This is a genomic window from Sporosarcina sp. P16b (assembly GCF_002743065.1).
GTDB lineage: Bacteria > Bacillota > Bacilli > Bacillales_A > Planococcaceae > Sporosarcina.
In genome coordinates this window covers 41,105-65,501 of record NZ_PDYO01000012.1, presented here as the reverse complement: position 1 = coordinate 65,501, position 24,397 = coordinate 41,105, and the positions used below count along the sequence as shown (strand labels likewise).

Genomic DNA, 24,397 nt, shown 5'->3' with positions numbered 1-24,397 from the left:
GGCATCTCTTAAAATTATTTTGAAAGCAATATTTCAATTCACATACATCTGAATGAATCGATTTTTTGCAAATCTAACCCATAATATTCCCAGCGGTACCGTCGTGGATCCCATCGATACCCAGCAATTGAAGTTCTGCCAACGAATGTCGGGTAGTACCAGAATCCTTTGTTTCGCGAAGTCCATACATACGTATAACGGTACAAGCAGCCTGCTATGCCGCCCGGATCAACTGCGCGTAGTTGAGCGTCCGGATAGCTCGGTATTTGATTTGGAGGAGCGGAAGTCGGTGCACTTTGCTGTGGATGACCTCCTGGCTGTCCATGGTGATGAGGGTCTTGGTGATGACCGTGGTTGTCATGCTGTTGATGATGTCCTGGATATCCATGCTGACCAGGATACCCTGAGTGCCCCGGATAGGCGGGTTGATGAGGATAACTTGGATAACCGGGTTGATGTTGCGGTGGATACCCCGAGTGTCCTGGATAACCAGGCGGCCATTGCGGATTTTGTTGATTGGGTGGTGGATATCCTGGATAACCACCTGGCCACCCCTGCTGTTGTTGACCATATTGCGGGTGATACTGTTGGTGGTGTGCTTCATTCTGCTGACTTGGATATCCGTCAGGCAGCTTCGGATACCACATGCCTTCATCCTGATGATTCAAACAATCACTCCTTCATTTAGACTAATTTCACACACAACGAAACTGCTCAATACGTTGCAAATCAATGCCTATATACTCCCAGCGGAATCTGCGTGAATTCCACTGAAACCCTGCAACGGATTGTCGACCGACAAATGTTGGATAAAACCAGAATCCATTACGTCGAGAAGTCCATACATACGTAAAGCGATACAAACAACCTGCGATCGCACCTGGGTCTACCGCGAACATCTGAAATTCTGGATAGCTCGGTATTTGATTTGGTGGCGCGGAAGTGGGAGCAACCGCCTGACCGCCTTGATTTGGCGATTCTGGATTCCCTGGCCGACCTGGTTGCTGTCCAGGGAAATTCGGTTGCTGTGGAAAACTCGGTGATCCAGGGAAGCCGGGCATACTTGGAAACCATTGCATACCTGGGAACCAAGGTTGCCATGAAGAATACGATTGTGCTGTGGAGAAGCCTTGCGGGTCAGCACCTTGCCAATATGGATTTGTATATTGCGGATACCCCATAAATTCATCTTGTGGATTCAACTTTTTACGCCTCCTTTTCTATTCGTTTTATCATATGCAGTCTGTTGGTTATTTGACCTTATTATCTCTTCGTTCGACAGCTGTGCTAAACTAAGACAAAGGAAGTGGAATAGAATGAATGAAAATAAACCGCATATTTTAGTAGTGGATGGAATGGCATTGTTGTTCCGTTCATTTTTTGCGACGGCACATAGCGGACAGTTTTTCCGAAATGCATTGGATGTACCGACGAATGGTGTACAAGGATTTGCTAGACATACGATGAGTGCCATTTCGATTTTCCAACCGACACATTTGGCGGTGTGTTGGGATATGGGATCCAAAACATTCCGTAATGAATTATTCGCAGACTATAAAGCGCATCGCCCTGCACCTGCACCGGAATTAATTCCCCAGTTCGATATGGCACGGGAAGTATCGGAAACACTAGGATGGAAGAGTTACGGAATTAAGAATATGGAAGCGGATGATTTGATTGGTTCGCTAATTGAAACGTGGAAAGACGAAGCGAAATTGACAGTGGTTTCGGGAGATAAAGATCTACTTCAGTTACTACAGCCCGATGTGTCAATTGCGCTAACGAAAAAAGGCTTCACGCAGTATGATGAATACACGGAAGCTCGTTTTATAGAAGAGTATGGAATTACTCCAAAGCAATTTATTGATATGAAAGCATTCACTGGGGATTCTAGTGACGGCTACCCTGGGGTGAAGGGGATTGGGCCGAAGACGGCGTTGAAGCTCATACAGGAGTATGGTTCGGTTGATGGTGTGCTCGCGGCGAGAGAAAAATTAACAGCCGGTGTACAGAAGAAGCTGAATGCAGAAGAAGAAATGCTCATGATTTCGAAGGAGCTCGCAACGATTCATTGTGAAATCAAACTCGAAGATCCTTTAGAAGAATTGATCATTCCCGAGTTCACTGCAGAAACAGCTAACGTGATGGAAGAACTAGGATATTCCATGATCGCTAAACAAGGATTACCTGTTTCACCGTTTTAACGGTTCGATCTTAACAAACGTCAAAATCTTTTTATTCGGTTCATAAGGGATGGAACGTACACGGCTCGGGCAATTTCTGCCACCGTGGTCATGAACGAGTACATGCAGTTGATTTTCTACATATTCATACCCGACCATCACGACCCAGTGATAATCGAATGAAAAACGACCGCGCCATTTGAACTTGAACCACTTATCAAATTTTAACGCAACGGGCCGGTCTTCATCAATTTGCTCAATTGCCTGCTGTACATGACAAACTTTCACATGCCAGTGCGAGCCGAGTATTCGGTTCAGCCTATGAACAAAGCGCCAAGTAGGCAAACCAATCTTCGTACTACCTAATGTTCGATACAACTCATTAATAGAAGGAATCGGTTCAGACGGAAAGAAGTGGCGTAACAAAACATACGCTGTAACAGGTCCACAAGCCGATGGACGGTAGCTTGGTTCAATGTCGTTGTCATATTGGGATTTGCCTTTCACTTCTATGTAGTTGGACATGAAGAACGTCTCCTTTCTAGGGAAAGTTGTTGTTTGTGAAGGGGGATTGATGTGTGGCGCTCATAGTTGTTGCTTAAGCGCTCTATCAATCCAGTTATGCGCTCAATGCAGCAGGCTAAGCGCTCATACAAGTTGCGTACCCGCTCAATGCAGCCAAGCAACCGCCCATACATGTTATACAACCGCTCTATAAAGCAAATGCTGAGAACCTATTGGCTCTCAGCATTTTCACCTATCAACTTCAAATCTTCACTTCGTCTAAAAACTCCGTAACTTGTTCAGGTGACTTCGCAAACGCACTATGTAGATGTGCATGCTTCTCGCCATTTTGGAAGACTAATAGACTTGGAATTCCCATTACTTCATACTTTTCAGCAATTTCAGGAATAACGTCGCGATCCGCTTCATACCATGTGTATGTATCGTATTTTTCAACGATTGGATCAATGAACATATCCATACGCTTACAGTCTGGGCACCAGTCTGCTTCAAACTTCACAAGTACTGGTTGGTCACTCGCAATGATTTCTTCAAACTCCGTAGCTGTTTTAATTTCTTTCAACAAAATCGCCTCCATTCAGTAAATAGTGTACAATGAATAGAGAAGGTTTGGTATTAAATTGCTTATTTTAAAAAGTCTGATTAAATACAAAATAAATATTGCGAAATAGTTTCAAATGATTTATACTAGCAATTATAGGCAACGCGTATTTTTTTTACACGATAAATGAATGAGCGTTCATTCAAGAAACATAAGGGGAGGATTGCACGTGACTTATCAAATTAGAAAAGCGGCAGTTTTAGGATCTGGAGTTATGGGTTCTGGTATCGCAGCACACTTAGCAAATATAGGCATTCCCGTACTTTTACTAGATATCGTACCACCGAAATTAGGTGCAGATGACGAGGCAAAAGGCTTAACGTATGATAATCCGCAATTCCGCAATAAATTCGCGGCTACAGCGTTAGAGAAGTTACAAAAACAAAAACCAGCTCCTCTGACAACGAAGAAAAGCTTGTCATTACTTACACCAGGAAACTTCGAAGACCATTTGGATCAATTAAAAGACGTAGATTGGATCATTGAAGTCGTTGTAGAAAACTTGGATATTAAAAAGAGTTTATATGAAAAGATTGAAAATGTGCGAAAGCCAGGCACCATTATTTCATCCAATACATCGGGGATCAGTATTGAAGCGATGACGGAAGGACGTTCGGAAGATTTCCAGAAACACTTCCTAGGAACACACTTCTTCAATCCTCCAAGATACTTAAAATTACTTGAGATTATTCCTACTCAAGCGACATCGCCTGAAGTTGTAGAGTTCATGACGGTGTTCGGTGAGGATCGTTTAGGTAAGGGAGTCGTAATTGCGAAGGATACTCCAAACTTTATCGCTAACCGAATTGGTACGTATGGTTTACAAGTGACAGTGCATGAAATGCTTGAACGCGGTTATACAATCGGAGAAATCGACTCGATTACAGGTACATTGATCGGCCGTCCGACATCCGCCACATTCCGTACATTAGATGTCGTGGGATTGGATACGTATATGCACGTTGCGAAAAACGTCTACGATCAAACAACGGGTGAAGAGCAAAAAATATTTGAACTACCTGATGTCGTAACGAAAATGATCGATAATGGCTGGATCGGCGCAAAAGCCAAACAAGGCTTCTATGTGAAAAAAGGCCGAGACATTATGGAATTGGATATGAAGACATTTGAATATGTACCTACACAGAAAATGAAAGCGCCTTCAATAGAAATGGCGAAACAGCAAAAAGGACTAGCTAATAAAGTGAAGACGTTACTGTATGCAAAAGATCGTGCAGGCGAGATTTTGTGGAATACGTTAACACCGACGATGCTATATGCTGCACAACTTCATGGCGAAATTGCAGATGATATCGTTTCGATCGACAACGCAATGAAATGGGGCTTCGGCTGGACACAAGGGCCGTTTGAAATTTGGGACGCGATCGGCGTGAAGAAGTCTGTTGACATGCTGAAAGAAGAAGGCAAGGAAATTCCTGAACTCGTTCAGTCATTGCTCGATAAAGGCTATGAAACTTTTTATAAAGAAGAAGATGGCGATACGTACTACTTCGACGGCACGGACTATCAGATGGTGCAAGTGAATGAGAAAGCTATTAACTTGAAGCAGTATAAGAAAAAGCACGGAGTCATCAAGAAAAATTCTGGCGCAAGCTTGATCGACCTTGGAGACGGCATCGCATTACTTGAATTCCATTCACCATCGAATGCGATTGGCTTGGACATTATTCAGATGATCAACTTCGCAGTAGACGAAGTGGATCGGAATTTCAAAGGGCTTGTAATCGGCAATCAAGGGAAAAACTTCTGTGTCGGTGCAAACCTTGGCATGATTTTAATGGAAGCACAAGATGATAATATCTTTGAACTCGACTTTGTCATCCGTTCATTCCAGAATGCGATGTTGAAGATCAAATATAGCGGGAAGCCGGTTGTTGCGGCGCCATTCCAAATGACGCTAGGTGGCGGGGCAGAAGTTTGTCTCCCGGCTGCACATATTCAGGCATCTATGGAAACGTATATAGGACTAGTTGAAGTAGGGGTAGGCCTGATTCCAGGAGGTGGCGGAAACGTCAACTTGTATCAGAAGCACTTAAAAGGTTTACCGAACGGTGTCCCTATTGATTATCAATATATTGCGAATAAAGTATTTGAATCCATTGCGATGGCGAAAACGTCGACCTCTGCTGAAGAGGCAAGAGAGAACAACTTCCTCGACTTTGCAGACGGCATAAGTGTCAATCCGGATCATCTAATCTACGACGCGAAGCAAGCGGCTTTGTCATTATTCGAAGCGGGCTATGTAGCGCCGAAGAGAGCGAAAGTTCCTGTAACAGGCGATTCTGGCTATGCGACACTATTGCTGGCAGCTGAAGGGATGTTCATTTCTGGATTCATTAGCGAACATGATTTAAAGATTGCGAAGAAACTCGCTTACGTACTGTCAGGCGGAAAAGTTCCCTATGGTACACGTGTCGATGAGCAGTACTTACTTGATTTAGAACGCGAAGCATTTTTAAGTTTAGTGGCAGAACCGAAATCACAGCAGCGTATGCAGCATATGCTGGTCAAGGGGAAACCGTTACGTAACTGATGAGGATAGCTAAAGGAGGAAACAGAATGCGCGAAGCAGTAATTGTAGCCGGTGCTCGAACACCGATTGGAAAAGCAGGAAAAGGTTCGTTGGCAACTGTCCGTCCGGATGATCTTGGGGCGTTGACTATAAAGGAAACATTGAAGCGTGCAGGGAATTATGATGGACCAATTGACGATTTAATCATCGGTTGTGCGATGCCAGAAGCAGAGCAAGGAATGAATGTCGCGCGTAATATCGGTGCGTTGGCAGGTTTACCCGACACGACACCAGCTGTAACAGTCAACCGTTTTTGTTCATCCGGTTTGCAGTCAATCGCGTATGCGGCAGAACGCATCATGCTGGGTCACTCCGAAGCAGTGTTAGCAGGTGGCGTTGAATCGATGAGCATGGTCCCAATGATGGGCAATACGATTCGTCCGAACTATAAACTGGCGGAAGACGCACCGGAATACTATATGGGAATGGGGCATACAGCGGAGCAAGTGGCGCAGAAATACGGTATCTCCCGTGAAGATCAGGATGCGTTCGCAGTTGAATCACATAAACGTACGGAAGCCGCAATCAGAGAAGATAAATTTGTCGATGAGATTGTACCCGTCGAAGTAACGAAGCGTTTTGTCGACGCGGACGGCAAGTACCAGGAAAAAACCATTTTATTCGAAATGGATGAAGGTGTACGTCCAGGGACAACGACTGAAATACTCGGGAAATTACGTCCGGCATTCGCAGCGCAAGGTTCCGTAACGGCAGGTAACGCATCACAAACTTCTGACGGGGCAGGAATGGTTTTATTAATGGATAGAGAAGTGGCTGAAGGGCGTGGACTACAGCCGTTAGCAAAATTTCTTTCATTCGCAGTAGGCGGCGTTCCACCAGAAGTGATGGGGATCGGACCGATAGTAGCCGTGCCGAAAGCGTTGAAACTAGCCGGTCTATCTATTGAAGACATCGACCTTTTCGAGCTCAATGAAGCGTTCGCATCCCAGTCAATCGCTGTGATTCGCGAACTTGGATTGGATATGGATAAAGTGAACGTCAATGGTGGAGCGATTTCATCAGGTCACCCATTAGGTGCAACAGGAACGATTTTGACTTTGAAATTAATTAATGAATTGAAACGCCAAGGCAAAAAGTACGGTGTCGTCACGATGTGTATCGGTGGCGGAATGGGAGCAGCTGGAGTATTCGAAGTTCTATAAAAAACAGACAAACAAATAGGGGGAAATTACATGACTAAAGCTATGGAGGGAACTACTATGACTGAATTCGTAAAAGGTGGAGCATTTTTAACTGAGGACATGGACGCTAGTCGCGTTTTCACACCGGAGGATTTTACAGATGAGCAAAAGATGATCGCCAAAACAACGGAAGAGTACGTAAAAAACGACATCATGCCGTTAATTGAAAAGCTAGAGAACCATGAGTTTGAAAACTCCGTAACATTGCTGAAGAAAGCTGGAGATCTAGGACTTCTAGCTGCGGATATTCCAGAAGAGTATGAAGGTCTTGCGTTGGACAAGATTTCATCCGCATTGATCGCGGAGAGGCTATCCGTAGCAGGCGGCTTTTCGATTACCCACGGTGCACACGTAGGAATCGGTACTTTGCCGATCGTGTTATTCGGTAACCATGAACAAAAAATGAAATACTTGCCGAACTCTGCAAGTGGAGCGAAAATTTCGGCTTATGCATTGACAGAGCCGAGCTCAGGGTCAGACGCACTAGGCGCGAAGACCACTGCTAAATTAAACGCTGCGGGTACACACTATGTACTAAACGGTGAAAAACAGTGGATCACGAACTCTGCATTTGCCGATGTCTTCGTAGTATACGCAAAAGTAGATGGCGACAAATTCACAGCATTTATTTTGGAAAGAGAGTACCCAGGCGTTTCCGTAGGACCAGAAGAGAAGAAAATGGGGATCAAATCCTCTTCTACACGTACATTGATCTTAGAAGACGCGGAAGTACCTGTTGAAAACTTATTAGGGGAAATTGGTCGCGGTCACGTCATCGCGTTCAACATTTTGAACATCGGCCGTTACAAGCTTGGAGTAGGTACAATTGGCGGATCCAAACGTGCACTTGAATTGGCTATCAAATATGCTAACCAGCGTAAACAATTCGACACACCGATTTCTTCATTCAACTTAACGAAGGAAAAGTTCGGTACGATGGCTTCTAAGTTGTACGCAACAGAAAGTTTGATCTATCGTACGGTTGGGTACTTCGAAGAGCGGAACGCGGCGATGACCCCTGAAGAGCAAAAGGACGGCGCAAAAGTGGCGGCTTCGATTGCTGAATACGCAATTGAATGTTCTATTAACAAAGTAGTAGGTTCAGAAGTTTTGGATTATATATCTGATGAGGCAGTACAAATTCACGGCGGGTACGGTTTCATGGCAGAGTATGAAGTAGAGCGCATCTACCGTGACTCCCGTATTAACCGTATCTTCGAAGGAACGAATGAAATCAACCGTATGATCGTTCCAGGCACGTTCTTGAAGAAAGCAATGAAAGGCGAATTGCCATTGCTTCAACAAGCACAAGCATTGCAAGAAGAGTTGTTAATGCTGATGCCGGAAGAAGTGGGCGACGAAGCGTTGGCTCAAGAGAAAATGCTTGTGAAGAATGCGAAGAAGATCGGTATCTTGGTTGCGGGACTTGCAGCACAGCGTTACGGTGCGAAGCTCGATCAGGAGCAAGAGATTCTTGTGAACATCGCAGATATTGCGAATGATTTATTCGGTATGGAGTCTGCAGTGCTTCGTACGGAGAAGGCCATCAACAAGAATGGTGAAGAGAAAGAGAAGCAAAAGCTTCTATATACACAGATTTTCTGTCAGGAAGCGTTCGGACGTATCGAAGCGGCAGCAAAAGAGACATTGCTGGCAGCGGTCGACGGCGACAACCAGCGTATGATGATTTCGGCTTTGCGCAAGTTGACTCGTAATAATCCGTATAATTTGATTGCGAAGAAGCGTGAGGCTTCAGTGAAGCTGATCGAAGCAGAGAAGTATGTCGTTTGAGTATAGTTTAGACAGAACGCCTCCTATGTGGGGCGTTTTTTGGTTTGGTTGGTATTTGTTTAAGTTCAAGTTCAGTGAGTGAAGAGTGATGTCATGGGATTTCCACTGCAGCTGGGGGACGCTTTCCCGAGGGCCCGCGGTGAGCCAACTGTTCGCTTCGCTCTCTTAGTTGTCTCACCTGATCGGGCTGATCCTCCGGGAGTCGCCCCCAGCTTCCGTTACAATCCTTACGTTGAAAGTGGACAGACTTAGATCACTTACTGTCGTTTGTATGTGAAGTATTATTATGTCTTTACTTATTTAAATTCAAATGTTGAAATTAAAGTTCAAAATTGTTTACAACCCTAACTTCGATGCGCAATAAAGAGTATCACCCGCACACATTGCAAGGGATTGGAGCGGCAGGCGGCGACTCGGGGAGGATCAGTGGGACAGGTGAAACACCCAGCGAGCGAAGCGAAGGGGTGTGGTTCACCGCCCACCCTCCCGAACGCGTCCGCCTAGAGCGCAAATCCCCACCCCTATCCTCATGCAAGCTTCTCCCTGCACTTAGCTAGTACCCAACCCCCTTTATTTGCTATACTGAAAAAAAGGAAGGATTGATTATTATGACTATGACATACTACGGCTATCCAAAATGTACCACGTGCCGCAAAGCGAAGAAATGGCTTACGGACGAGGGGATTACATTCGAAGAAAAGAACATCGCCGAACAACCTCCAAGCGAAGACGAACTGCGCAACATGATCGCGAATTCCGGACTTGAAATGAAAAAGTTCTTCAACACGAGCGGCATGAAATATCGTGAGCTCAATTTGAAAGACAAACTGCCAACTATGACGGATGATGAAAAGATCGCGCTCCTCGCTTCAGACGGAATGCTTATCAAACGCCCAATCGTTTCCGACGACCAAAAAGTGACCGTTGGATTTAATGAAACCACGTTCACGGAAACATGGAAGAAGTGATCTAGGTTCTTGTCTTTACAGGGGAACTATGGCAAACTAAAGGAAGTTAAACTATTATATTTTTGGAGGTAACGACATGAGCACACCAAAAGATTTGCGTTATTCAGAAGAGCATGAGTGGGTAAAAGAAGAAGACGGTAAATACCGTATCGGCATCACACATTTCGCACAGTCTGAACTAGGGGATATCGTATTCGTTGAACTGCCACAGGTTGGCGATCAATTGAAATCAGACGAGCCTTTCGGAAGCGTTGAATCAGTGAAGACGGTTTCTGAATTGTACGCTCCATTAACTGGTAAAGTTGTAGAAGTGAACGAAAACCTTGAAGATAGCCCTGAATTGGTTAACGAATCTCCATATGAAGACGCATGGATGGTAGTAGTTGAAATCGATAACAAAGCTGAACTGGATGAGTTAATGACAGCTGAGCAGTACGAAGAAATGACAGCTGAATAATATTCCAATAGAAAAAGCGCTGGAACTTCTCAGCGCTTTTTTACACGCTAGGAGGAAACTGGATGGACCCGAAAGTTCTCATTGTAGAAGGCGGTTCGGATCGTAAGCGGCTAGTACCGATCCTTGCAGAGCCTGTAGAGATTCTTTGTACGAATGGCACAATCAGTGCGTATCATATTGAAGAACTGCTTGAACCGTACGAGCAGCAAGATCTGTTCGTCTTTATGGATGCGGACGTCTCCGGTGAGTCCATTCGTAAGCTGTTCAAACAACTGTATCCAGAAGCGAGACATTTATACACGGATCGTCTCTACCGTCAAGTGGAAACGACTCCCGTTAAGCTATTGGCAAGCATTTTAGCTGCTGCTAATTTTAAAGTACATTCCAAGTATTTGGCAGGTGGACCACATGAATCATTGGACAATTGAAGACTGGCAACGCACACAGGCGACAGAGCAAGTAGCCGCTTTTTATTTATATACACCAATGTGTGGAACGTGTGCAGTCGCTTCAAAAATGCTTACGGTGATCGAGACAATGCGCCCGAAACTACCGATTGGAAAGGCGGACTTAAACTATGTCCAAGAAATCGCAATAGAATATGAGGTGGAAAGCGTTCCTTGTTTACTCATTCAGCGCAAAGGACAACCTTTAGAAAAGATTTATGCCTTTCACTCCGTCCCGTATCTGCTAGAGAAGCTCAGTTGACAATCGAAATCAAAGTATGGTATAAGTAGTTAATCAATTGAATATGTAACTCTTATAAAGAGCGGCGGAGGGAAGTGCCCTATGAAGCCCGGCAACCGTCACATATGTGAAATGGTGCCAAATCACTCAATGCGTAATGCTTTGGTAGATGAGAGAAGTGGTAACGTACATAACTACATACGTTCGGCCTTTCTGCTTATCTGCAGGAAGGCTTTTTTTATTAACAAAAGCGGAAACGACCCGAGAGCCTGGCGCTTGTAGCTGGATGATACAAAAGCGGAAAGCGCCGTGTAGGCTCGACAGGCGTTGGAGGACTTACCACAAAGGCGCTCTTTGCCTTTTTGGTACGTCTGAAACGACCCGGGGGCCTAGTGCTTGTAGTTTTCTAAAAAACAGATTAAAAAGACTTAATAAGGTGGTGCGGAAAATGATTCAACTAACAAACGTTCATAAAAAGTTCCAATTGAACCGTTCAGAAATTGTCGCGGTAGATGACGTGACATTAGCCATCAAAGAGGGAGAAATTTTCGGCGTCATCGGGTACAGTGGGGCAGGAAAAAGTACATTAATTCGACTATTGAACGGTCTTGAAACGCCTACGTCCGGCAGTATCATGATTCACGGACAAGAAATGACTTCATTACAAGGTGCTGGCCTTCGGAATGCGCGTCAGAAAATCAGCATGATCTTCCAGCACTTTAACTTACTGTGGTCTAGAACAGTAGAAGAGAATATCATGTTTCCTCTCGAAATTGCTGGCGTAAAGAAATCGGCACGAAAGCAAAAAGTGAAGGAATTGATCGATCTCGTTGGATTGACAGGTCGAGAACAGGCGTATCCATCGCAATTATCAGGTGGTCAGAAGCAACGTGTCGGCATTGCGCGCGCGCTTGCAAATGATCCTGAAGTCCTGCTCTGTGATGAAGCGACATCCGCACTAGATCCAGAGACGACGAATGCGATTCTTGATTTACTAACAGATATTAATGAGCGTCTTGGACTAACGATTGTGTTGATTACGCATGAAATGCACGTCATCCGGAAGATCTGTCATCGTGTAGCGGTCATGGAGGCGGGGAAAGTCGTGGAAATGGGCAATGTACTGGATGTCTTCCAATCCCCACAAGCGGATATTACAAAGCGTTTCATTTCACAAGTAACCGATACCGGCGATACGGACGCAGCGATGGCACATTTACAGCAAGAGTCGCCTCATGGCAAGTTGATCAAGCTAGCTTTCATTGGCGAACGTACTGAGCAGCCGGTGCTTGCTGAATTAATCCGCAAATTCCCAATTGATGTCAACATCGTGCAAGGAAATATTTCGACAACACGTGACGGCGCATACGGCACACTCGTCTTGCAACTAGTAGGGGACGTGGCGGTTATAGAGGAAGCAATTGCTTTCCTAGATGCCAATGAAGTGAAGACGGAGGTGCTGATTCATGATTGAGCAATGGTTCCCGAACGTGAATTGGGATAAAATGTGGGAAGCAACAGGTGAGACGCTTTATATGTCGGCTTACTCCACGTTCTTTACATTTGTCTTGGGTATCGCACTTGGTTTGTTGTTGTTTTTAACAAGTCCAGGGCAGTTATGGGCGAATAAAATCACCAATGTCTTTACAGGCGCCTTCGTGAATATTTTCCGATCGATTCCGTTTATCATTTTGATTATTTTATTGATTCCATTTACAAAATTATTATTCGACAGTATGCGTGGACCGAATGCCGCGTTACCCGCATTAATTATCGGTGCCGCTCCATTTTATGGCCGAATGGTGTTGATTGCATTGCAGGAAATCGATAAAGGGGTTATCGAAGCAGCGCGTTCCATGGGGGCTAAAACGTCCACAATCATTTTCAAAGTTTTGTTGCCAGAATCCATGCCAGCACTAGTCTCCGGAATTACGGTAACTTCGATTGCGCTCGTCGGATATACCGCGATGGCGGGAGTGATCGGCGCAGGCGGTCTAGGTACGCTTGCGTATTTGGAAGGGTTCCAGCGTAGTCGCGAAGATGTCACGTTAATGGCAACGATTCTAGTATTGATTATCGTATTTATCATTCAATTTATTGGTGATTTCATTACAAAACGTTTGGACAAGCGATAATAGGATTTTCAGGGAAACCTGTTAACCATAGAAATATTCTATAATAGAAAGGGAGAAATGTGGATATGAAGAAATTTTTATTCGGTCTATTCGCAGCAGTACTAGTGCTTGCATTGGCTGCTTGCGGATCGAAAGACGAAGGTAGCAAAGATAATGCAGCGCCAGATGTAGATGAAGCAGGGAAAGGCGAGAAAACGTCTTTGGTAGTCGGTGCATCTAACACACCACACGCAATCATTTTGGAAGAAGCTAAGCCATTATTAGCTGAAAAAGGCTATGATTTAACAATCGAGACTTACACAGATTATGTACTGCCAAACAAAGATTTGGACGAAGGTACACTGGATGCGAACTATTTCCAACACATCCCTTATCTTGAGAGCCAAATTGCCGATTTCGGTTATGACTTCGTCAATGCAGGCGCCATTCACATCGAGCCGATCGGTGTATATTCTAAGAAATATAAGTCGTTGGAAGAACTTCCCGACGGAGCGACAATCTTAATCAGTAACTCCGTTGCGGATCACGGTCGAGTACTTTCTATGCTTGAAGAAAAAGGATTGATCAAGCTAGCGGATGACGTGGAAAAAGTAAAAGCTGAAGTAGGCGATATCGTAGAAAATCCAAAGAACTTGGAGTTTGATGCGAACTACGAAGCAGCGTTAATGCCTCAGTTGTATAATAACGATGAAGGCGACGCATTATTAATCAACTCCAACTTCGCTATCGATGCGGGGTTGAATCCAATGGAAGATGCGATCGCATTGGAAGACAAAGAGTCTCCATATGTTAACGTAATTGCTGTGAAGAGCGGCAACGAAGACAGCGATGCTATCAAAGCATTGGTAGAAGTATTGACTTCAGAGCAAATTCAAGATTTCATTTTGAATGAGTGGTCTGGATCAGTTGTTCCTGTAAAATAATACAATGAATGCCGGTAGCTATCGTAGCTGCCGGTTTTTTTAATTGTATGCTTGGTGGGTGTGTTGGTGTGGTGGTTGCATGTTGGCGGAAATTCGCTCAATGTGTTGGTCTATCCGCTCTATCTGGCGCGTGACCCGCTCAATGCGCTGGTCTATCTGCTCTATCCGGCCTGAGACTCGCTCAATGTTCTGGTCTATCCGCTCTATCCCGCCCAGGCCCCGCTCAATAGTCAGTCTAATCTATCTGCCCAACCCCACGCGCTACCCGCTCAATGAGCTCTCGTGTTCACACAATCCACCCTATCCAACTTCCAAACTACACCACCAAATCCACTTCCTAACAACCCACAAGAAAAACATCACATAAATCTAAATAAAATCTTCTTTATTCAATCGACTTGTGATAAAGTTGATTTTGTTTGAGTAATACATATGTGTATTTGAGGAGGACGTATTGTGAAGTTTAAATTAGGGCTCATTTGGCGAATTCTCATCGCCATTGGGCTGGCGATCGGACTGGGTTTAGTATTGCCGTTGATCCATGAAGGATTTGCGCATTGGTTCGTTCGTTTAGCAGCTACTTTTAATATGTTATTCGGTGGATTCTTGAACTTTATCGTTCCGCTGATTATCATTGCGTTTATCGCACCAAGTATTGCAAAGCTTGGCGCAGGTTCCGGAAAATTACTTGGTATGTCTGCTGCATTTGCGTATGGATCTACGGTAATTGCGGGATTGCTTGCGTATGTTGTAGCAATAAATATTTTGCCGAACTTTATTCGGCCAGCGACGAAGACGGACGTTGCAGAAGGCGCACGTGAAGCGGGAGTAGCGTTCTTCGAGATGGAAATGGATCCGGTGATGGGGATCATGACTGCTTTGCTATTGGCATTCGTGCTTGGTATTGGAATGGCGGCGATTAAAGGGAAGACGATGATGTCATTCTTCGATGAATTTAATTTGATTATCGATAAAGTCATATCTGTCGTCATCATTCCATTATTACCTTTCCATATTTTCGGGATTTTCCTGAATATGACGTATACAGGTGAAGTGGCAAATGTACTTTCAGTCTTTGTATTTGTTTTCGTTATGATTATTATTCTTCATTTGACCATGCTGACATTCCAGTACACAGTGGCGGGTACGTTAAACAAACGGAATCCTTTCGTGTTAATGAAAACGATGCTACCAGCGTATTTGACAGCGATCGGAACGCAGTCTTCTGCTGCAACGATTCCGGTTACGCTGCGTCAAGCGAAAAAAACAGGTGCTTCCGAGCGTGTAACGGACTTCGCGGTTCCGTTGTTCGCAACTATCCACTTGTCAGGTAGTACGATTACGATTGTTTCATGTTCGATCGGTGTTATGCTGATGAACGGTTTTGATGTAAGTTTTGGTTCGTATTTACAATTTATCTTTATGTTAGGTGTTACGATGATCGCCGCTCCAGGAGTACCGGGTGGCGCAGTTGTCGCGGCAACTGGACTTCTAACGACTATGCTTGGATTCAGTGATGGCATGGTAGCATTGATGATTGCGCTCTATTTAGCGCAAGATAGTTTCGGAACAGCAACGAACGTTACAGGTGACGGCGCGCTTGCGATGATCGTCGACCGTTTCACTAAAAAAGTATAGAGTAGTAGAAAAGTCGGTTACTTGACCGGCTTTTTTTCTTTCTAATTCTTATGTACTAAGAACTGGGTGATTCTCATTCACTAGTTGTCAAATGAAAAATACATATCGTGAAAAATATAGCCATCCGCGTAGTTGTAATGAAATTAGCCAATATGTGTAATGTTTCTTAAAGATTTGCAACCCAATCGAATATGGGTTAAGATTAGAATGATACTAAATAGAGAATGGATCATAACCATTCAACGCGATCATACTGGAGGTATTGGAATGGCAATTTTGGAAATTAAAGATCTTCATGTCCGAATTGAGGACAAAGAAATCTTAAAAGGTGTTACCTTAACAATAAATACAAATGAGATCCATGCAATCATGGGTCCAAATGGTACGGGGAAATCCACGCTTGCATCAGCAATCATGGGTCACCCGAAATATGAAGTTACTTCCGGATCCATTATGCTTGATGGTGAAGACGTATTAGCAATGGAAGTAGATGAGCGTGCGAGAGCCGGTCTATTCCTAGCTATGCAATATCCAAGTGAAATTACTGGCGTAACGAATGCAGATTTCCTCCGTTCTGGAGTGAACGCACGTCGTGAAGAAGGCGATGAGATTTCTTTGATGAAATTTATTCGTGAAATGGATAGCAAGATGGAAGTTCTTGAAATGGAAGAAGATATGGCCACTCGTTATTTGAATGAAGGTTTCTCAGGCGGAGAGAAAAAGCGTAATGAAATTCTCCAACTTATGATGTTGAAGCCAAAGTTCGCAGTACTTGACGAGATTGACTCAGGTCTGGATATCGACGCATTGAAAATTGTTTCTAACGGAATCAACCAAATGCGCGGCGAAGGTTTCGGTTGCTTAATTATCACTCACTACCAACGTTTGTTGGATTACATCGAGCCAGATAAAGTGCATATCATTATGCAAGGTAAAATCGTTAAAACGGGTGGTTCAGAACTAGCTAAGAAACTTGAAGTTGAAGGATACGACTGGATTAAAGAAGAACTAGGTATCGAAGACGAAACTGTTGGACAAGAAGCATAAGAAAGGGGACGACTCAAAATGACGGTTGAAACAACATTGGCATTGACCGAACAAGACGTCCGCTCTTATTCCGCAAAAGTGGAGGAAGCTGCTTGGATGGCAGATTTTCGTTCGAACGCTCTAGCGAAAGCTGAAGTGCTCGAAATGCCAAAACCAGATAAAACTAAAATTACCAATTGGAATTTCACGGAATTCCCTTCACATACAGTTGAGAGCTCGATCTTCGCAGGATTGGAAGAATTACCAACTGAAGCGAAAGCATTGATCGATGACAAACAACAACAAAATATTTACGTGCAACACAATAACACACCTGCATATCTTTCACTGTCTGAAGATTTAAAATCACAAGGCGTTATTATGACGGATATCTTTACGGCTTCACGCGAACACAGTGAGTTGTTACAGAAATACTTGATGACTGACGGTGTCAAAGTGGATGAGCATAAGTTAACGGCTCTTCACGCGGCATTGATCAACGGTGGAGTATTTGTCTACGTACCTAAAAACGTAGTAATCGAAGATCCACTGCAAGTACTCTTCATTCACGATAACGAAAAAGCCTCACTGTTCAACCACGTAGTCATCGTTGCAGAAGAAAACAGTCAAGTAACCTATGTAGAAAGCTATCTTTCTACTATGGAGCATGCGGCAACACAAGCGAACATTGTAGCGGAAGTATTTGCTATGGCCAATGCGAAAATTGTCTACGGATCAGTCGACGTATTAGCGGAAGGGATGACAACGTATGTCAACCGTCGCGGTGTTACTGGGCCACGTGCACGCATTGAGTGGGCACTTGGATTAATGAACGACGGCAATACGATTTCTGAAAACATCACGCATCTAGTCGGTGACGGCTCATCTAGTGATATGAAATCCGTTGTAGTTGGACGCGGTAGCCAGAAACAAAACTTCACATCTGAAATCGTACACTGGGGACTTGATACAGATGCTTTCATCTTGAAGCACGGTGTAATGAAAGAAAACTCATCCGCTATCTTTAACGGAATTGGACGTATCGCTAAAGGCGCAACTCGCTCGAACGCAGTGCAAGAGTCCCGTATTCTTATGTTAGGTGAAAGAGGACGTGGAGACGCGAACCCGATTTTGCTTATCGATGAAAATGATGTAACAGCAGGTCACGCCGCTTCAGTAGGACGCGTGGACCCACTGCAAATGTTCTATCTAATGAGCCGTGGTATTACACAAGAAGAAGCAGAACGCCTCATCATTCATGGTTTCTTAGCTCCAGTTGTTAGCAAATTGCCGATCGCGGGAGTTAGAAAACAATTGACGGAGGTTATTGAAAGGAAAGTGCGCTAATGCTCAGCAAAGACATCCGCAATCATTTCCCTATATTAGACCAAGAAATCAATGGACATCCACTTGTTTACTTGGATAGCGCTGCGACTTCACAAAAGCCTGTGCAAGTAATTGAGGCACTGGATCGCTATTATCGCTTCGATAACTCCAATGTTCACCGTGGAGTGCATACACTTGGAAATCGCGCGACAGATGGTTATGAAGGCGCTCGTGAGAAAGTCCGTAAATTCATTAATGCTAAATCCACGCAAGAAGTCATCTTTATGCGCGGTACAACAACAGCGATTAACACAGTTGCGCAAAGCTATGGCCGTGCCAATGTCTCGGAAGGTGACGAAATCGTCATTACACATATGGAGCACCACTCCAATATCATTCCGTGGCAGCAGCTCGCCAAAGAAACTGGCGCAGTGTTAAAATATATTGATTTAGAAGAAGACGGTACGTTATCACTTGATAAAGTACGGGAAACCATTACAGATAAAACGAAAATTGTTTCCATCATGTATGTTTCCAACGTTCTCGGCACGATGAATCCGATTGAAGAAATCACGAAAATTGCCCATCAACACGGTGCGGTGATGTGTGTGGATGCTGCGCAAGCAGCTCCACATGTTAAAATTGATGTACAGAAACTAGATTGCGACTTCCTTGCATTTTCCGGACACAAAATGTGTGGACCTACCGGCATCGGTGTCCTCTACGGTAAAAAGGATTTACTCAATAATATGGAACCCATCGAATTCGGCGGCGAGATGATTGATTTTGTCGGACTATACGAATCTACGTGGAAAGAATTACCTTGGAAGTTTGAAGGTGGTACGCCTATTATTGCAGGAGCTATTGGACTCGGTGCAGCTATCGACTTCTTGGAAGAAATCGGTTTGGACGCTATCGAACAGCATGAACACGAATTAGCTGGTTATGCTATGGATAAAATGTCTGAAATCGACGGCTTGACCATTTATGGACCAAGAGATCCCGATCAGCGTGCAGGATTGGTCACATTCAACTTGGATGACGTCCATCCTCATGATGTCGCAACTGTACTCGATATGAATGGTATAGCTGTTCGTGCAGGTCATCACTGTGCACAACCATTGATGAAATGGTTGGATGTTTCTTCAACAGCACGTGCCAGCTTCTATCTTTATAACACCACTGATGACGTAGATCGCCTCGTGGAAGGACTTCGCACAACAAAGGAGTATTTTAACGATGTCTACTAATAAACTAGATCAACTTTATCGATCTGTAATCATGGAGCATTATAAACATCCGAAAAACAAAGGCGTTCTAGAGAACGGTAATGTCACAATTGACATGAATAATCCGACTTGTGGCGACGTCATCCGTTTAACAATGAACGTGGAAGATGACATCGTCAAAGACGTCAAGTTTGAAGGGGAAGGATGTTCCATTTCAATGGCATCCGCATCTATGATGACACAGATGATCAAAGGTAAAACGACTGAAGAAGCAGTTAAGTTAGCACATACTTTTTCAGATATGATGTTAGGCAAAGAGTTGGACGAGTCGATTGATCTTGACGACCTAGAAGCATTATCGGGTGTCGCGCAGTTCCCTGCCCGCATTAAATGTGCAACATTGAGCTGGAAGGCGATGGAAGAGGGAGTCTCTGGCGAGTCGCAATGACCTTGGCCATAGTACGAGCAATTATGGAACGGAGGAATAATAATGGCAAAACAAATGCCGGAAATCGGCGATTACAAATACGGTTTCCATGACAAAGACGTTTCTGTGTTCCGTTCAGAGCGTGGATTGACACGTGAGATAGTGGAAGAAATTTCGGCAATGAAAGAAGAACCACAGTGGATGTTGGATTACCGTTTGAAATCTCTTGAGATTTTTTACAATAAGCCAATGCCACAATGGGGCGGAGACTTGAATTCATTGAAGTTTGATGAAATCACGTACTACGTAAAACCATCTGAAGGTGCAGAAACTTCTTGGGATGAAGTACCTGAAGAAATCAAGCGTACGTTTGATAAACTAGGTATTCCTGAAGCAGAACAAAAATACTTGGCAGGTGTCTCTGCACAGTATGAATCTGAAGTTGTTTACCACAATATGAAAGAAGAACTAACAGATCTAGGAATTGTCTTTAAAGACACGGATTCTGCACTTCGTGAAAACGAAGAGTTGTTCAAACAATATTGGGGTACGGTTATACCAAACTCAGATAATAAATTCTCAGCGTTAAACTCTGCTGTATGGTCTGGTGGATCATTTATCTATGTACCACCTGGCGTAAAAGTAGAAACACCGCTACAAGCTTATTTCCGTATTAACTCGGAAAACATGGGTCAGTTCGAGCGTACGATGATCATCGTAGACGAAGGCGCAAGCGTTCACTACGTAGAAGGTTGTACAGCACCTGTTTACACAACAAACTCACTACACAGTGCGGTTGTTGAAATCATCATCAAAAAAGATGCATATTGCCGTTATACAACAATCCAAAACTGGGCGAACAACGTCTACAACTTGGTAACGAAGCGTGCAGTATGTGAAGAGAATGCGACAATGGAATGGATTGATGGCAACATTGGTTCTAAATTGACGATGAAATACCCAGCAGTCATCCTAAAGGGTGAAGGCTCACGCGGTTTGACACTATCTATCGCATTAGCAGGTAAAGGACAGCACCAGGATGCCGGCGCGAAAATGATGCACTTGGCACCTAACACGTCTTCTACTATTGTTTCGAAATCTATCTCTCAACACGGCGGAAAAGTAACGTATCGCGGAGTTGTCCACTTCGGACGCAATGCGGACGGAGCTCGTGCCAACATTGAGTGTGATACGTTGATCATGGATAAACTATCTACTTCAGATACGATTCCATACAATGAAATCTTGAATAACAATATTTCATTGGAACACGAAGCAAAAGTTTCAAAAGTTTCCGAAGAGCAGCTCTTCTATTTGATGAGCCGTGGTATTCCTGAATTGGAAGCAACAGAAATGATCGTTATGGGCTTCATCGAGCCATTTACAAAAGAACTACCGATGGAATATGCGGTAGAGATGAACCGTTTGATCAAGTTCGAGATGGAAGGTAGTATTGGGTAAGCGTTGAAATATCAGCGTTTATGCGATATTCCTGACAGTTGAATAAAGCAACGTGCCGATTTCATGCCGATTCAATTCGGATGGTCGGCACGTTTTGTTTATTTAGCGAACCTTTTTTTCCACAACCGCAATCGTGCATCTCGAAACACTTATTAATTTACCTATCTCATCCGTGATTTGGATATCCCAGACCATCGATGTGCGCCCTTTATGGAATGGAACGGCAGTAGCAGTGACCACACCATCTTTTTTACCCCGTATATGATTCGCATTGATTTCTAGTCCTACTGGATAATGCGTCTCGGGATTTAGGTTTAAAGCGGCTGCAATGCTGGCCGCAGTTTCAGCGAGTGCTACTGAAGCGCCTCCATGTAACAACCCCATAGGTTGAACAGTTTTCGGTCCAACTGGCATTTCACAGACGACTTTGTCAGGATCGAGTTGTGTAAAGGTAATTCCTAAAGCACCTATCAATGTCTGTTCCAGATCAATACTATCCAATAAATTAAGTTCTTTCATCCTTTTCTTTACCTCCATTTCACTGATATGCTTCTATTACATGTATATACATGTAATAGAAGCATACTACTAAGTGTAGCGGGAAATCCAGCTTTAAAATTTATCCCGGTACATGTACAATAGAATGAATTATCGAAGCGGCTGTAACAGTACGATCATCATTTTAAGGAAAGAGTGGACATCATGAGAAAAAAATTGGATCAAGAGCAAGCAAATTATATTATTGACGTGTGTGCCAGTGCGAATCTCCGTACGGTATCCGGATCACTTACACAACTGTACAATCATCTCTTGAAACCTACTGGATTAAAAATCACCCAATATTATATGCTCGGCAATATTTATACGTCGCCGGATATTTCGATTAGTAAATTAGGTGAGATGATGTTGCTCGATCAAACGACCGTTACGCGTAATTTGAACATTCTAAACGATTCCGGATATGTACAGATCAAGAGAGCAAAACAGGACTCGCGAACCAAAGTGGTCACGATCACAGAATTAGGGTACGACAAATTAAATGAGGCTACACCGATCTGGGCACAAGTACAGGAACAAATTGAAGGATCTATCGGCAAAGCAGAATACATGGACTTACTGAAGAAGTTGAAGGCATTACAGAAAGCGATTAATGAATTCAAAAGTTAAATAACATAAAAATGAATATCCATTCATAAATTGATTGACAACTCGAAAAAATCTAGTAAAATACATGTATATACATGTATCGAAAATGTAAAGTTTTTGAAACGTCTTAGTGTATGTTCGTTACAGGAATACATTTATACGCTTTGAAAGCGCTTACGCTAAAAGGAGAGTGTTTCTAATGAGTTTAGTAGAATGGAAAAAGAGTATGAGTCTTCCAGTGATCGCAGCCCCGATGTTCATTATTAGTAATCCTAAGACTGTGATTGAGCAATGTAAAGCAGGAGTAATCGGTTCTATGCCTTCTCTAAATGCAAGGCCCGTTGCACAATTCGAAGAGTGGTTGATCGAGATTACAGAAGAATTAGCCGACTATAATGCGAAAAATCCCAATAAACCAGCCGCGCCATTTGCGATCAACCAAATTGTCCACCGATCCAATGAAAGATTGCAAGAAGATATGGAGCTGTGTGTAAAGTATAAAGTTCCGATCATTATTACATCGCTAGGCGCCAGAGAAGATGTCTATGAGGCTGCACACAGTTACGGCGGAATTGTATTGCATGATGTGATCAATAATATGTTCGCGAAGAAAGCAATTGAAAAAGGTGCAGATGGTTTAATTGCGGTAGCTGCAGGAGCGGGAGGGCACGCGGGTCCGAAAAGCCCGTTCGCGCTCGTTCAAGAAATTCGGGAATGGTTTGATGGACCACTGGCACTTGGCGGATCTATCGCAACCGGCAGAAGCGTATTGGCAGCCGAAGCCATGGGGGCGGACTTTGCCTACATCGGATCGCCATTCATCGCTACTGAAGAAGCGAGAGCCGTTGAAGAGTATAAACAAGCCATCATAGACGCCACTTCCGATGATATCGTGTACAGTAATTATTTCACAGGGGTACACGGAAATTATTTAGCTACGTCCATCCGGGCTTCAGGTTTAGATCCTGATAACTTACCAGAAAGTGATCCAAGTAAAATGAATTTCGGCGGAGAAGCAGGTCAAAAAGCTTGGAAAGATATTTGGGGCTGTGGTCAAGGAATTGGCATCATCGATAAAGTTCAACCTACGAAAGAATACGTCGCACAATTAGCACAGCAGTACCATGAGGCAAAGGATAAGTTGGTAGGAGATAGAGTGAATACAGCGAGCACATAATAAAGAAAAAGAATCACGTTAAAAACAAGTATGTCCATCCAGACACGCTTGTTTTTTTATTTGCCTGCTTAGTGTTTGTGAGTGGAGTTTGTTTCAATACGGTTGATTTTTAAATCATTCATTGCGGTCTTTTGATAGGTGAATTCTACATCAGTTTGGAGTTGTTCGAGTAAGGAGAGGGTTTTAGTTTGTATTTCAGTTAAAGAAACATAGTTCATGTAAATTGTATCCTGTTTAGTTTCAATAGAAGACAACCGTTTATTTGTCAGTTGCCGTTCTATTTTCACTTCTGACATGTCTGTATTGAGAACTTCGACATGTAATTTTAGTGCACTAACATCTGACTTAATCAAAGAGATGTCAGTTTTAATGCCTTTCATTTCACTTAAAATTTGTTGTAAAAGTACGTCGCTCATGTTCATCCATCTTTTCTTATTTATTTGGTTACCTCTATATAATAGAATGCTTTGCACTAAAGAAAATTCCTTCATACATACAAATCAATTCATTGATTATATACCGTGCGGGGTATATAATAGATACAAATACAAATGAAAAGGAGTTTTTCACATGTCTGAAAAAGCAACCGTATATGTATCATCTACTTGTCCTTATTGTACGATGATGACGAATTATCTGGATGAAATCCATGTGCCTTATGAGACGATCAATGTCTCTACAAATCCTGCAGAAGGGGAGCGTCTGATGGAACTAACCGGACAGATGGGCGTTCCACAAACACAGTTGAATGGAAAATGGATTATCGGCTTTGATCCAGCAAGTATTCACGCTGCACTAGACGCATGAATACATGTAAACGGTTTTTATTCAATCGAAACTGTACAATTCAATCGGCCGAAGAAATGGAAAAGAACGTATTTCCGCGCTTTTGTCTTGGCCAT

The 24,397-nt window shown here is 43.5% G+C and carries 26 protein-coding genes and 1 riboswitch; of the genes, 20 read left to right on the top strand and 6 right to left on the bottom strand.

The features are described from left to right. Positions 1-38: 38 nt before the first annotated feature. The gene (locus CSV77_RS12765; protein WP_233212243.1) at positions 39-668 is read right to left on the bottom strand and encodes a hypothetical protein; all 630 of its coding nucleotides are present in this window, start codon (positions 666-668) and stop codon (positions 39-41) included. A gap of 27 nt (positions 669-695) precedes the next feature. Further along, positions 696-1,202, bottom strand: a complete 507-nt coding sequence (locus CSV77_RS12760) for a hypothetical protein (protein WP_233212242.1) — start codon at positions 1,200-1,202, stop codon at positions 696-698. A gap of 114 nt (positions 1,203-1,316) precedes the next feature. On the opposite strand from CSV77_RS12760, the gene CSV77_RS12755 reads away from it, so the two are divergent. After that, positions 1,317-2,204 (top strand): 5'-3' exonuclease, encoded by an 888-nt coding sequence (locus CSV77_RS12755; protein ID WP_099673703.1) that lies wholly within the window; start codon positions 1,317-1,319, stop codon positions 2,202-2,204. Here CSV77_RS12755 and CSV77_RS12750 read toward each other — a convergent pair. Beyond that, the gene (locus CSV77_RS12750; RefSeq protein ID WP_099673702.1) at positions 2,193-2,708 is read right to left on the bottom strand and encodes a C39 family peptidase; all 516 of its coding nucleotides are present in this window, start codon (positions 2,706-2,708) and stop codon (positions 2,193-2,195) included. The two genes, CSV77_RS12755 and CSV77_RS12750, sit on opposite strands and share 12 nt — an antisense overlap. 241 nt (positions 2,709-2,949) lie before the next feature. Continuing rightward, entirely contained in the window at positions 2,950-3,270 is a 321-nt protein-coding gene (locus CSV77_RS12745) for a thioredoxin family protein (RefSeq protein WP_099630776.1), read from the bottom strand. 208 nt (positions 3,271-3,478) lie between these two features. On the opposite strand from CSV77_RS12745, the gene CSV77_RS12740 reads away from it, so the two are divergent. From CSV77_RS12740 to sufB, 16 genes are all read left to right on the top strand, one after another. Continuing rightward, the gene (locus CSV77_RS12740) at positions 3,479-5,863 is read left to right on the top strand and encodes a 3-hydroxyacyl-CoA dehydrogenase/enoyl-CoA hydratase family protein (protein ID WP_099673701.1); all 2,385 of its coding nucleotides are present in this window, start codon (positions 3,479-3,481) and stop codon (positions 5,861-5,863) included. Between the two features lie 26 nt (positions 5,864-5,889). Further along, the gene (locus CSV77_RS12735; protein WP_099630778.1) at positions 5,890-7,065 is read left to right on the top strand and encodes an acetyl-CoA C-acetyltransferase; all 1,176 of its coding nucleotides are present in this window, start codon (positions 5,890-5,892) and stop codon (positions 7,063-7,065) included. A 30-nt stretch (positions 7,066-7,095) separates the two neighbouring features. Beyond that, on the top strand, positions 7,096-8,895 hold the full coding sequence (locus CSV77_RS12730) for an acyl-CoA dehydrogenase family protein (RefSeq protein ID WP_369802769.1): 1,800 nt from the start codon (positions 7,096-7,098) through the stop codon (positions 8,893-8,895). Positions 8,896-9,503: 608 nt separating this feature from the next. Then, entirely contained in the window at positions 9,504-9,863 is a 360-nt protein-coding gene (locus CSV77_RS12725; RefSeq protein ID WP_099673700.1) for an arsenate reductase family protein, read from the top strand. Positions 9,864-9,939: 76 nt separating this feature from the next. Then, positions 9,940-10,320, top strand: coding sequence for a glycine cleavage system protein GcvH (gene gcvH / locus CSV77_RS12720; protein ID WP_085131467.1), 381 nt, complete (start codon positions 9,940-9,942; stop codon positions 10,318-10,320). A 62-nt stretch (positions 10,321-10,382) separates the two neighbouring features. Next, a complete protein-coding gene (locus CSV77_RS12715; protein WP_099673699.1) occupies positions 10,383-10,748 on the top strand; it encodes a toprim domain-containing protein in 366 nt (121 codons plus the stop codon). Then, positions 10,729-11,028 (top strand): thioredoxin family protein, encoded by a 300-nt coding sequence (locus CSV77_RS12710; RefSeq protein ID WP_099673698.1) that lies wholly within the window; start codon positions 10,729-10,731, stop codon positions 11,026-11,028. The genes CSV77_RS12715 and CSV77_RS12710 overlap by 20 nt, the downstream gene beginning before the upstream one ends. 49 nt (positions 11,029-11,077) lie before the next feature. Beyond that, positions 11,078-11,183, top strand: a riboswitch (SAM riboswitch). 272 nt (positions 11,184-11,455) lie between these two features. After that, entirely contained in the window at positions 11,456-12,481 is a 1,026-nt protein-coding gene (locus CSV77_RS12705) for a methionine ABC transporter ATP-binding protein (protein ID WP_099673697.1), read from the top strand. Beyond that, positions 12,474-13,142 carry a methionine ABC transporter permease gene (locus CSV77_RS12700; RefSeq protein WP_099630783.1) on the top strand — a complete coding sequence of 223 codons (669 nt, stop codon included), beginning with the start codon at positions 12,474-12,476 and terminating at the stop codon, positions 13,140-13,142. The genes CSV77_RS12705 and CSV77_RS12700 overlap by 8 nt, the downstream gene beginning before the upstream one ends. Before the next feature lie 65 nt (positions 13,143-13,207). Next, positions 13,208-14,065 (top strand): MetQ/NlpA family ABC transporter substrate-binding protein, encoded by an 858-nt coding sequence (locus CSV77_RS12695; RefSeq protein ID WP_099630784.1) that lies wholly within the window; start codon positions 13,208-13,210, stop codon positions 14,063-14,065. Positions 14,066-14,521: 456 nt separating this feature from the next. Continuing rightward, positions 14,522-15,703 (top strand): dicarboxylate/amino acid:cation symporter, encoded by a 1,182-nt coding sequence (locus CSV77_RS12690; protein ID WP_099673696.1) that lies wholly within the window; start codon positions 14,522-14,524, stop codon positions 15,701-15,703. Positions 15,704-15,970: 267 nt separating this feature from the next. Further along, complete coding sequence (gene sufC, locus CSV77_RS12685) at positions 15,971-16,750, top strand: Fe-S cluster assembly ATPase SufC (RefSeq protein WP_099630786.1); 780 nt, start codon at positions 15,971-15,973, stop codon at positions 16,748-16,750. Between the two features lie 18 nt (positions 16,751-16,768). Then, positions 16,769-18,076: a Fe-S cluster assembly protein SufD gene (gene sufD, locus CSV77_RS12680; RefSeq protein WP_099673695.1), complete on the top strand. Its 1,308-nt coding sequence runs from the start codon at positions 16,769-16,771 to the stop codon at positions 18,074-18,076. Further along, positions 18,076-19,305 carry a cysteine desulfurase gene (locus CSV77_RS12675; protein WP_099630788.1) on the top strand — a complete coding sequence of 410 codons (1,230 nt, stop codon included), beginning with the start codon at positions 18,076-18,078 and terminating at the stop codon, positions 19,303-19,305. The genes sufD and CSV77_RS12675 overlap by 1 nt, the downstream gene beginning before the upstream one ends. Next, a complete protein-coding gene (gene sufU, locus CSV77_RS12670) occupies positions 19,295-19,732 on the top strand; it encodes a Fe-S cluster assembly sulfur transfer protein SufU (RefSeq protein ID WP_099630789.1) in 438 nt (145 codons plus the stop codon). Before CSV77_RS12675 ends, sufU begins: the two co-directional genes overlap by 11 nt. A gap of 42 nt (positions 19,733-19,774) precedes the next feature. Beyond that, on the top strand, positions 19,775-21,172 hold the full coding sequence (gene sufB, locus CSV77_RS12665; protein ID WP_099630790.1) for a Fe-S cluster assembly protein SufB: 1,398 nt from the start codon (positions 19,775-19,777) through the stop codon (positions 21,170-21,172). A gap of 102 nt (positions 21,173-21,274) precedes the next feature. Here the strand turns inward: sufB and CSV77_RS12660 are convergent, their stop codons facing one another. Further along, a complete protein-coding gene (locus CSV77_RS12660; RefSeq protein WP_199171363.1) occupies positions 21,275-21,691 on the bottom strand; it encodes a PaaI family thioesterase in 417 nt (138 codons plus the stop codon). Positions 21,692-21,874: 183 nt separating this feature from the next. On the opposite strand from CSV77_RS12660, the gene CSV77_RS12655 reads away from it, so the two are divergent. Continuing rightward, a complete protein-coding gene (locus CSV77_RS12655) occupies positions 21,875-22,339 on the top strand; it encodes a MarR family winged helix-turn-helix transcriptional regulator (protein WP_099673694.1) in 465 nt (154 codons plus the stop codon). A 178-nt stretch (positions 22,340-22,517) separates the two neighbouring features. Continuing rightward, positions 22,518-23,495 (top strand): NAD(P)H-dependent flavin oxidoreductase, encoded by a 978-nt coding sequence (locus CSV77_RS12650; RefSeq protein WP_099673693.1) that lies wholly within the window; start codon positions 22,518-22,520, stop codon positions 23,493-23,495. A 68-nt stretch (positions 23,496-23,563) separates the two neighbouring features. Here the strand turns inward: CSV77_RS12650 and CSV77_RS12645 are convergent, their stop codons facing one another. Beyond that, the gene (locus CSV77_RS12645; RefSeq protein WP_144034677.1) at positions 23,564-23,911 is read right to left on the bottom strand and encodes a hypothetical protein; all 348 of its coding nucleotides are present in this window, start codon (positions 23,909-23,911) and stop codon (positions 23,564-23,566) included. Between the two features lie 154 nt (positions 23,912-24,065). Here CSV77_RS12645 and CSV77_RS12640 point away from each other — a divergent pair, with 154 nt between their 5' ends. Next, the gene (locus tag CSV77_RS12640; protein WP_099630793.1) at positions 24,066-24,302 is read left to right on the top strand and encodes a glutaredoxin family protein; all 237 of its coding nucleotides are present in this window, start codon (positions 24,066-24,068) and stop codon (positions 24,300-24,302) included. Positions 24,303-24,397 lie beyond the last annotated feature (95 nt).

What these genes read in the sequence shown, in the direction of transcription:
- CSV77_RS12725 (WP_099673700.1), top strand. Translation starts at nt 9,504, where the DNA reads ATGACTATGACATACTACGGCTATCCAAAATGTACCACGTGCCGCAAA.
- sufD (WP_099673695.1), top strand. Translation starts at nt 16,769, where the DNA reads ATGACGGTTGAAACAACATTGGCATTGACCGAACAAGACGTCCGCTCT.
- CSV77_RS12675 (WP_099630788.1), top strand. Translation starts at nt 18,076, where the DNA reads ATGCTCAGCAAAGACATCCGCAATCATTTCCCTATATTAGACCAAGAA.
- CSV77_RS12715 (WP_099673699.1), top strand. Translation starts at nt 10,383, where the DNA reads ATGGACCCGAAAGTTCTCATTGTAGAAGGCGGTTCGGATCGTAAGCGG.
- CSV77_RS12730 (WP_369802769.1), top strand. Translation starts at nt 7,096, where the DNA reads ATGACTAAAGCTATGGAGGGAACTACTATGACTGAATTCGTAAAAGGT.
- CSV77_RS12710 (WP_099673698.1), top strand. Translation starts at nt 10,729, where the DNA reads ATGAATCATTGGACAATTGAAGACTGGCAACGCACACAGGCGACAGAG.
- gcvH (WP_085131467.1), top strand. Translation starts at nt 9,940, where the DNA reads ATGAGCACACCAAAAGATTTGCGTTATTCAGAAGAGCATGAGTGGGTA.
- CSV77_RS12735 (WP_099630778.1), top strand. Translation starts at nt 5,890, where the DNA reads ATGCGCGAAGCAGTAATTGTAGCCGGTGCTCGAACACCGATTGGAAAA.
- sufU (WP_099630789.1), top strand. Translation starts at nt 19,295, where the DNA reads ATGTCTACTAATAAACTAGATCAACTTTATCGATCTGTAATCATGGAG.
- CSV77_RS12640 (WP_099630793.1), top strand. Translation starts at nt 24,066, where the DNA reads ATGTCTGAAAAAGCAACCGTATATGTATCATCTACTTGTCCTTATTGT.
- CSV77_RS12695 (WP_099630784.1), top strand. Translation starts at nt 13,208, where the DNA reads ATGAAGAAATTTTTATTCGGTCTATTCGCAGCAGTACTAGTGCTTGCA.
- CSV77_RS12645 (WP_144034677.1), bottom strand. Translation starts at nt 23,911, where the DNA reads ATGAGCGACGTACTTTTACAACAAATTTTAAGTGAAATGAAAGGCATT.
- sufC (WP_099630786.1), top strand. Translation starts at nt 15,971, where the DNA reads ATGGCAATTTTGGAAATTAAAGATCTTCATGTCCGAATTGAGGACAAA.
- CSV77_RS12755 (WP_099673703.1), top strand. Translation starts at nt 1,317, where the DNA reads ATGAATGAAAATAAACCGCATATTTTAGTAGTGGATGGAATGGCATTG.
- sufB (WP_099630790.1), top strand. Translation starts at nt 19,775, where the DNA reads ATGGCAAAACAAATGCCGGAAATCGGCGATTACAAATACGGTTTCCAT.
- CSV77_RS12655 (WP_099673694.1), top strand. Translation starts at nt 21,875, where the DNA reads ATGAGAAAAAAATTGGATCAAGAGCAAGCAAATTATATTATTGACGTG.
- CSV77_RS12650 (WP_099673693.1), top strand. Translation starts at nt 22,518, where the DNA reads ATGAGTTTAGTAGAATGGAAAAAGAGTATGAGTCTTCCAGTGATCGCA.
- CSV77_RS12705 (WP_099673697.1), top strand. Translation starts at nt 11,456, where the DNA reads ATGATTCAACTAACAAACGTTCATAAAAAGTTCCAATTGAACCGTTCA.
- CSV77_RS12700 (WP_099630783.1), top strand. Translation starts at nt 12,474, where the DNA reads ATGATTGAGCAATGGTTCCCGAACGTGAATTGGGATAAAATGTGGGAA.
- CSV77_RS12750 (WP_099673702.1), bottom strand. Translation starts at nt 2,708, where the DNA reads ATGTCCAACTACATAGAAGTGAAAGGCAAATCCCAATATGACAACGAC.
- CSV77_RS12660 (WP_199171363.1), bottom strand. Translation starts at nt 21,691, where the DNA reads ATGAAAGAACTTAATTTATTGGATAGTATTGATCTGGAACAGACATTG.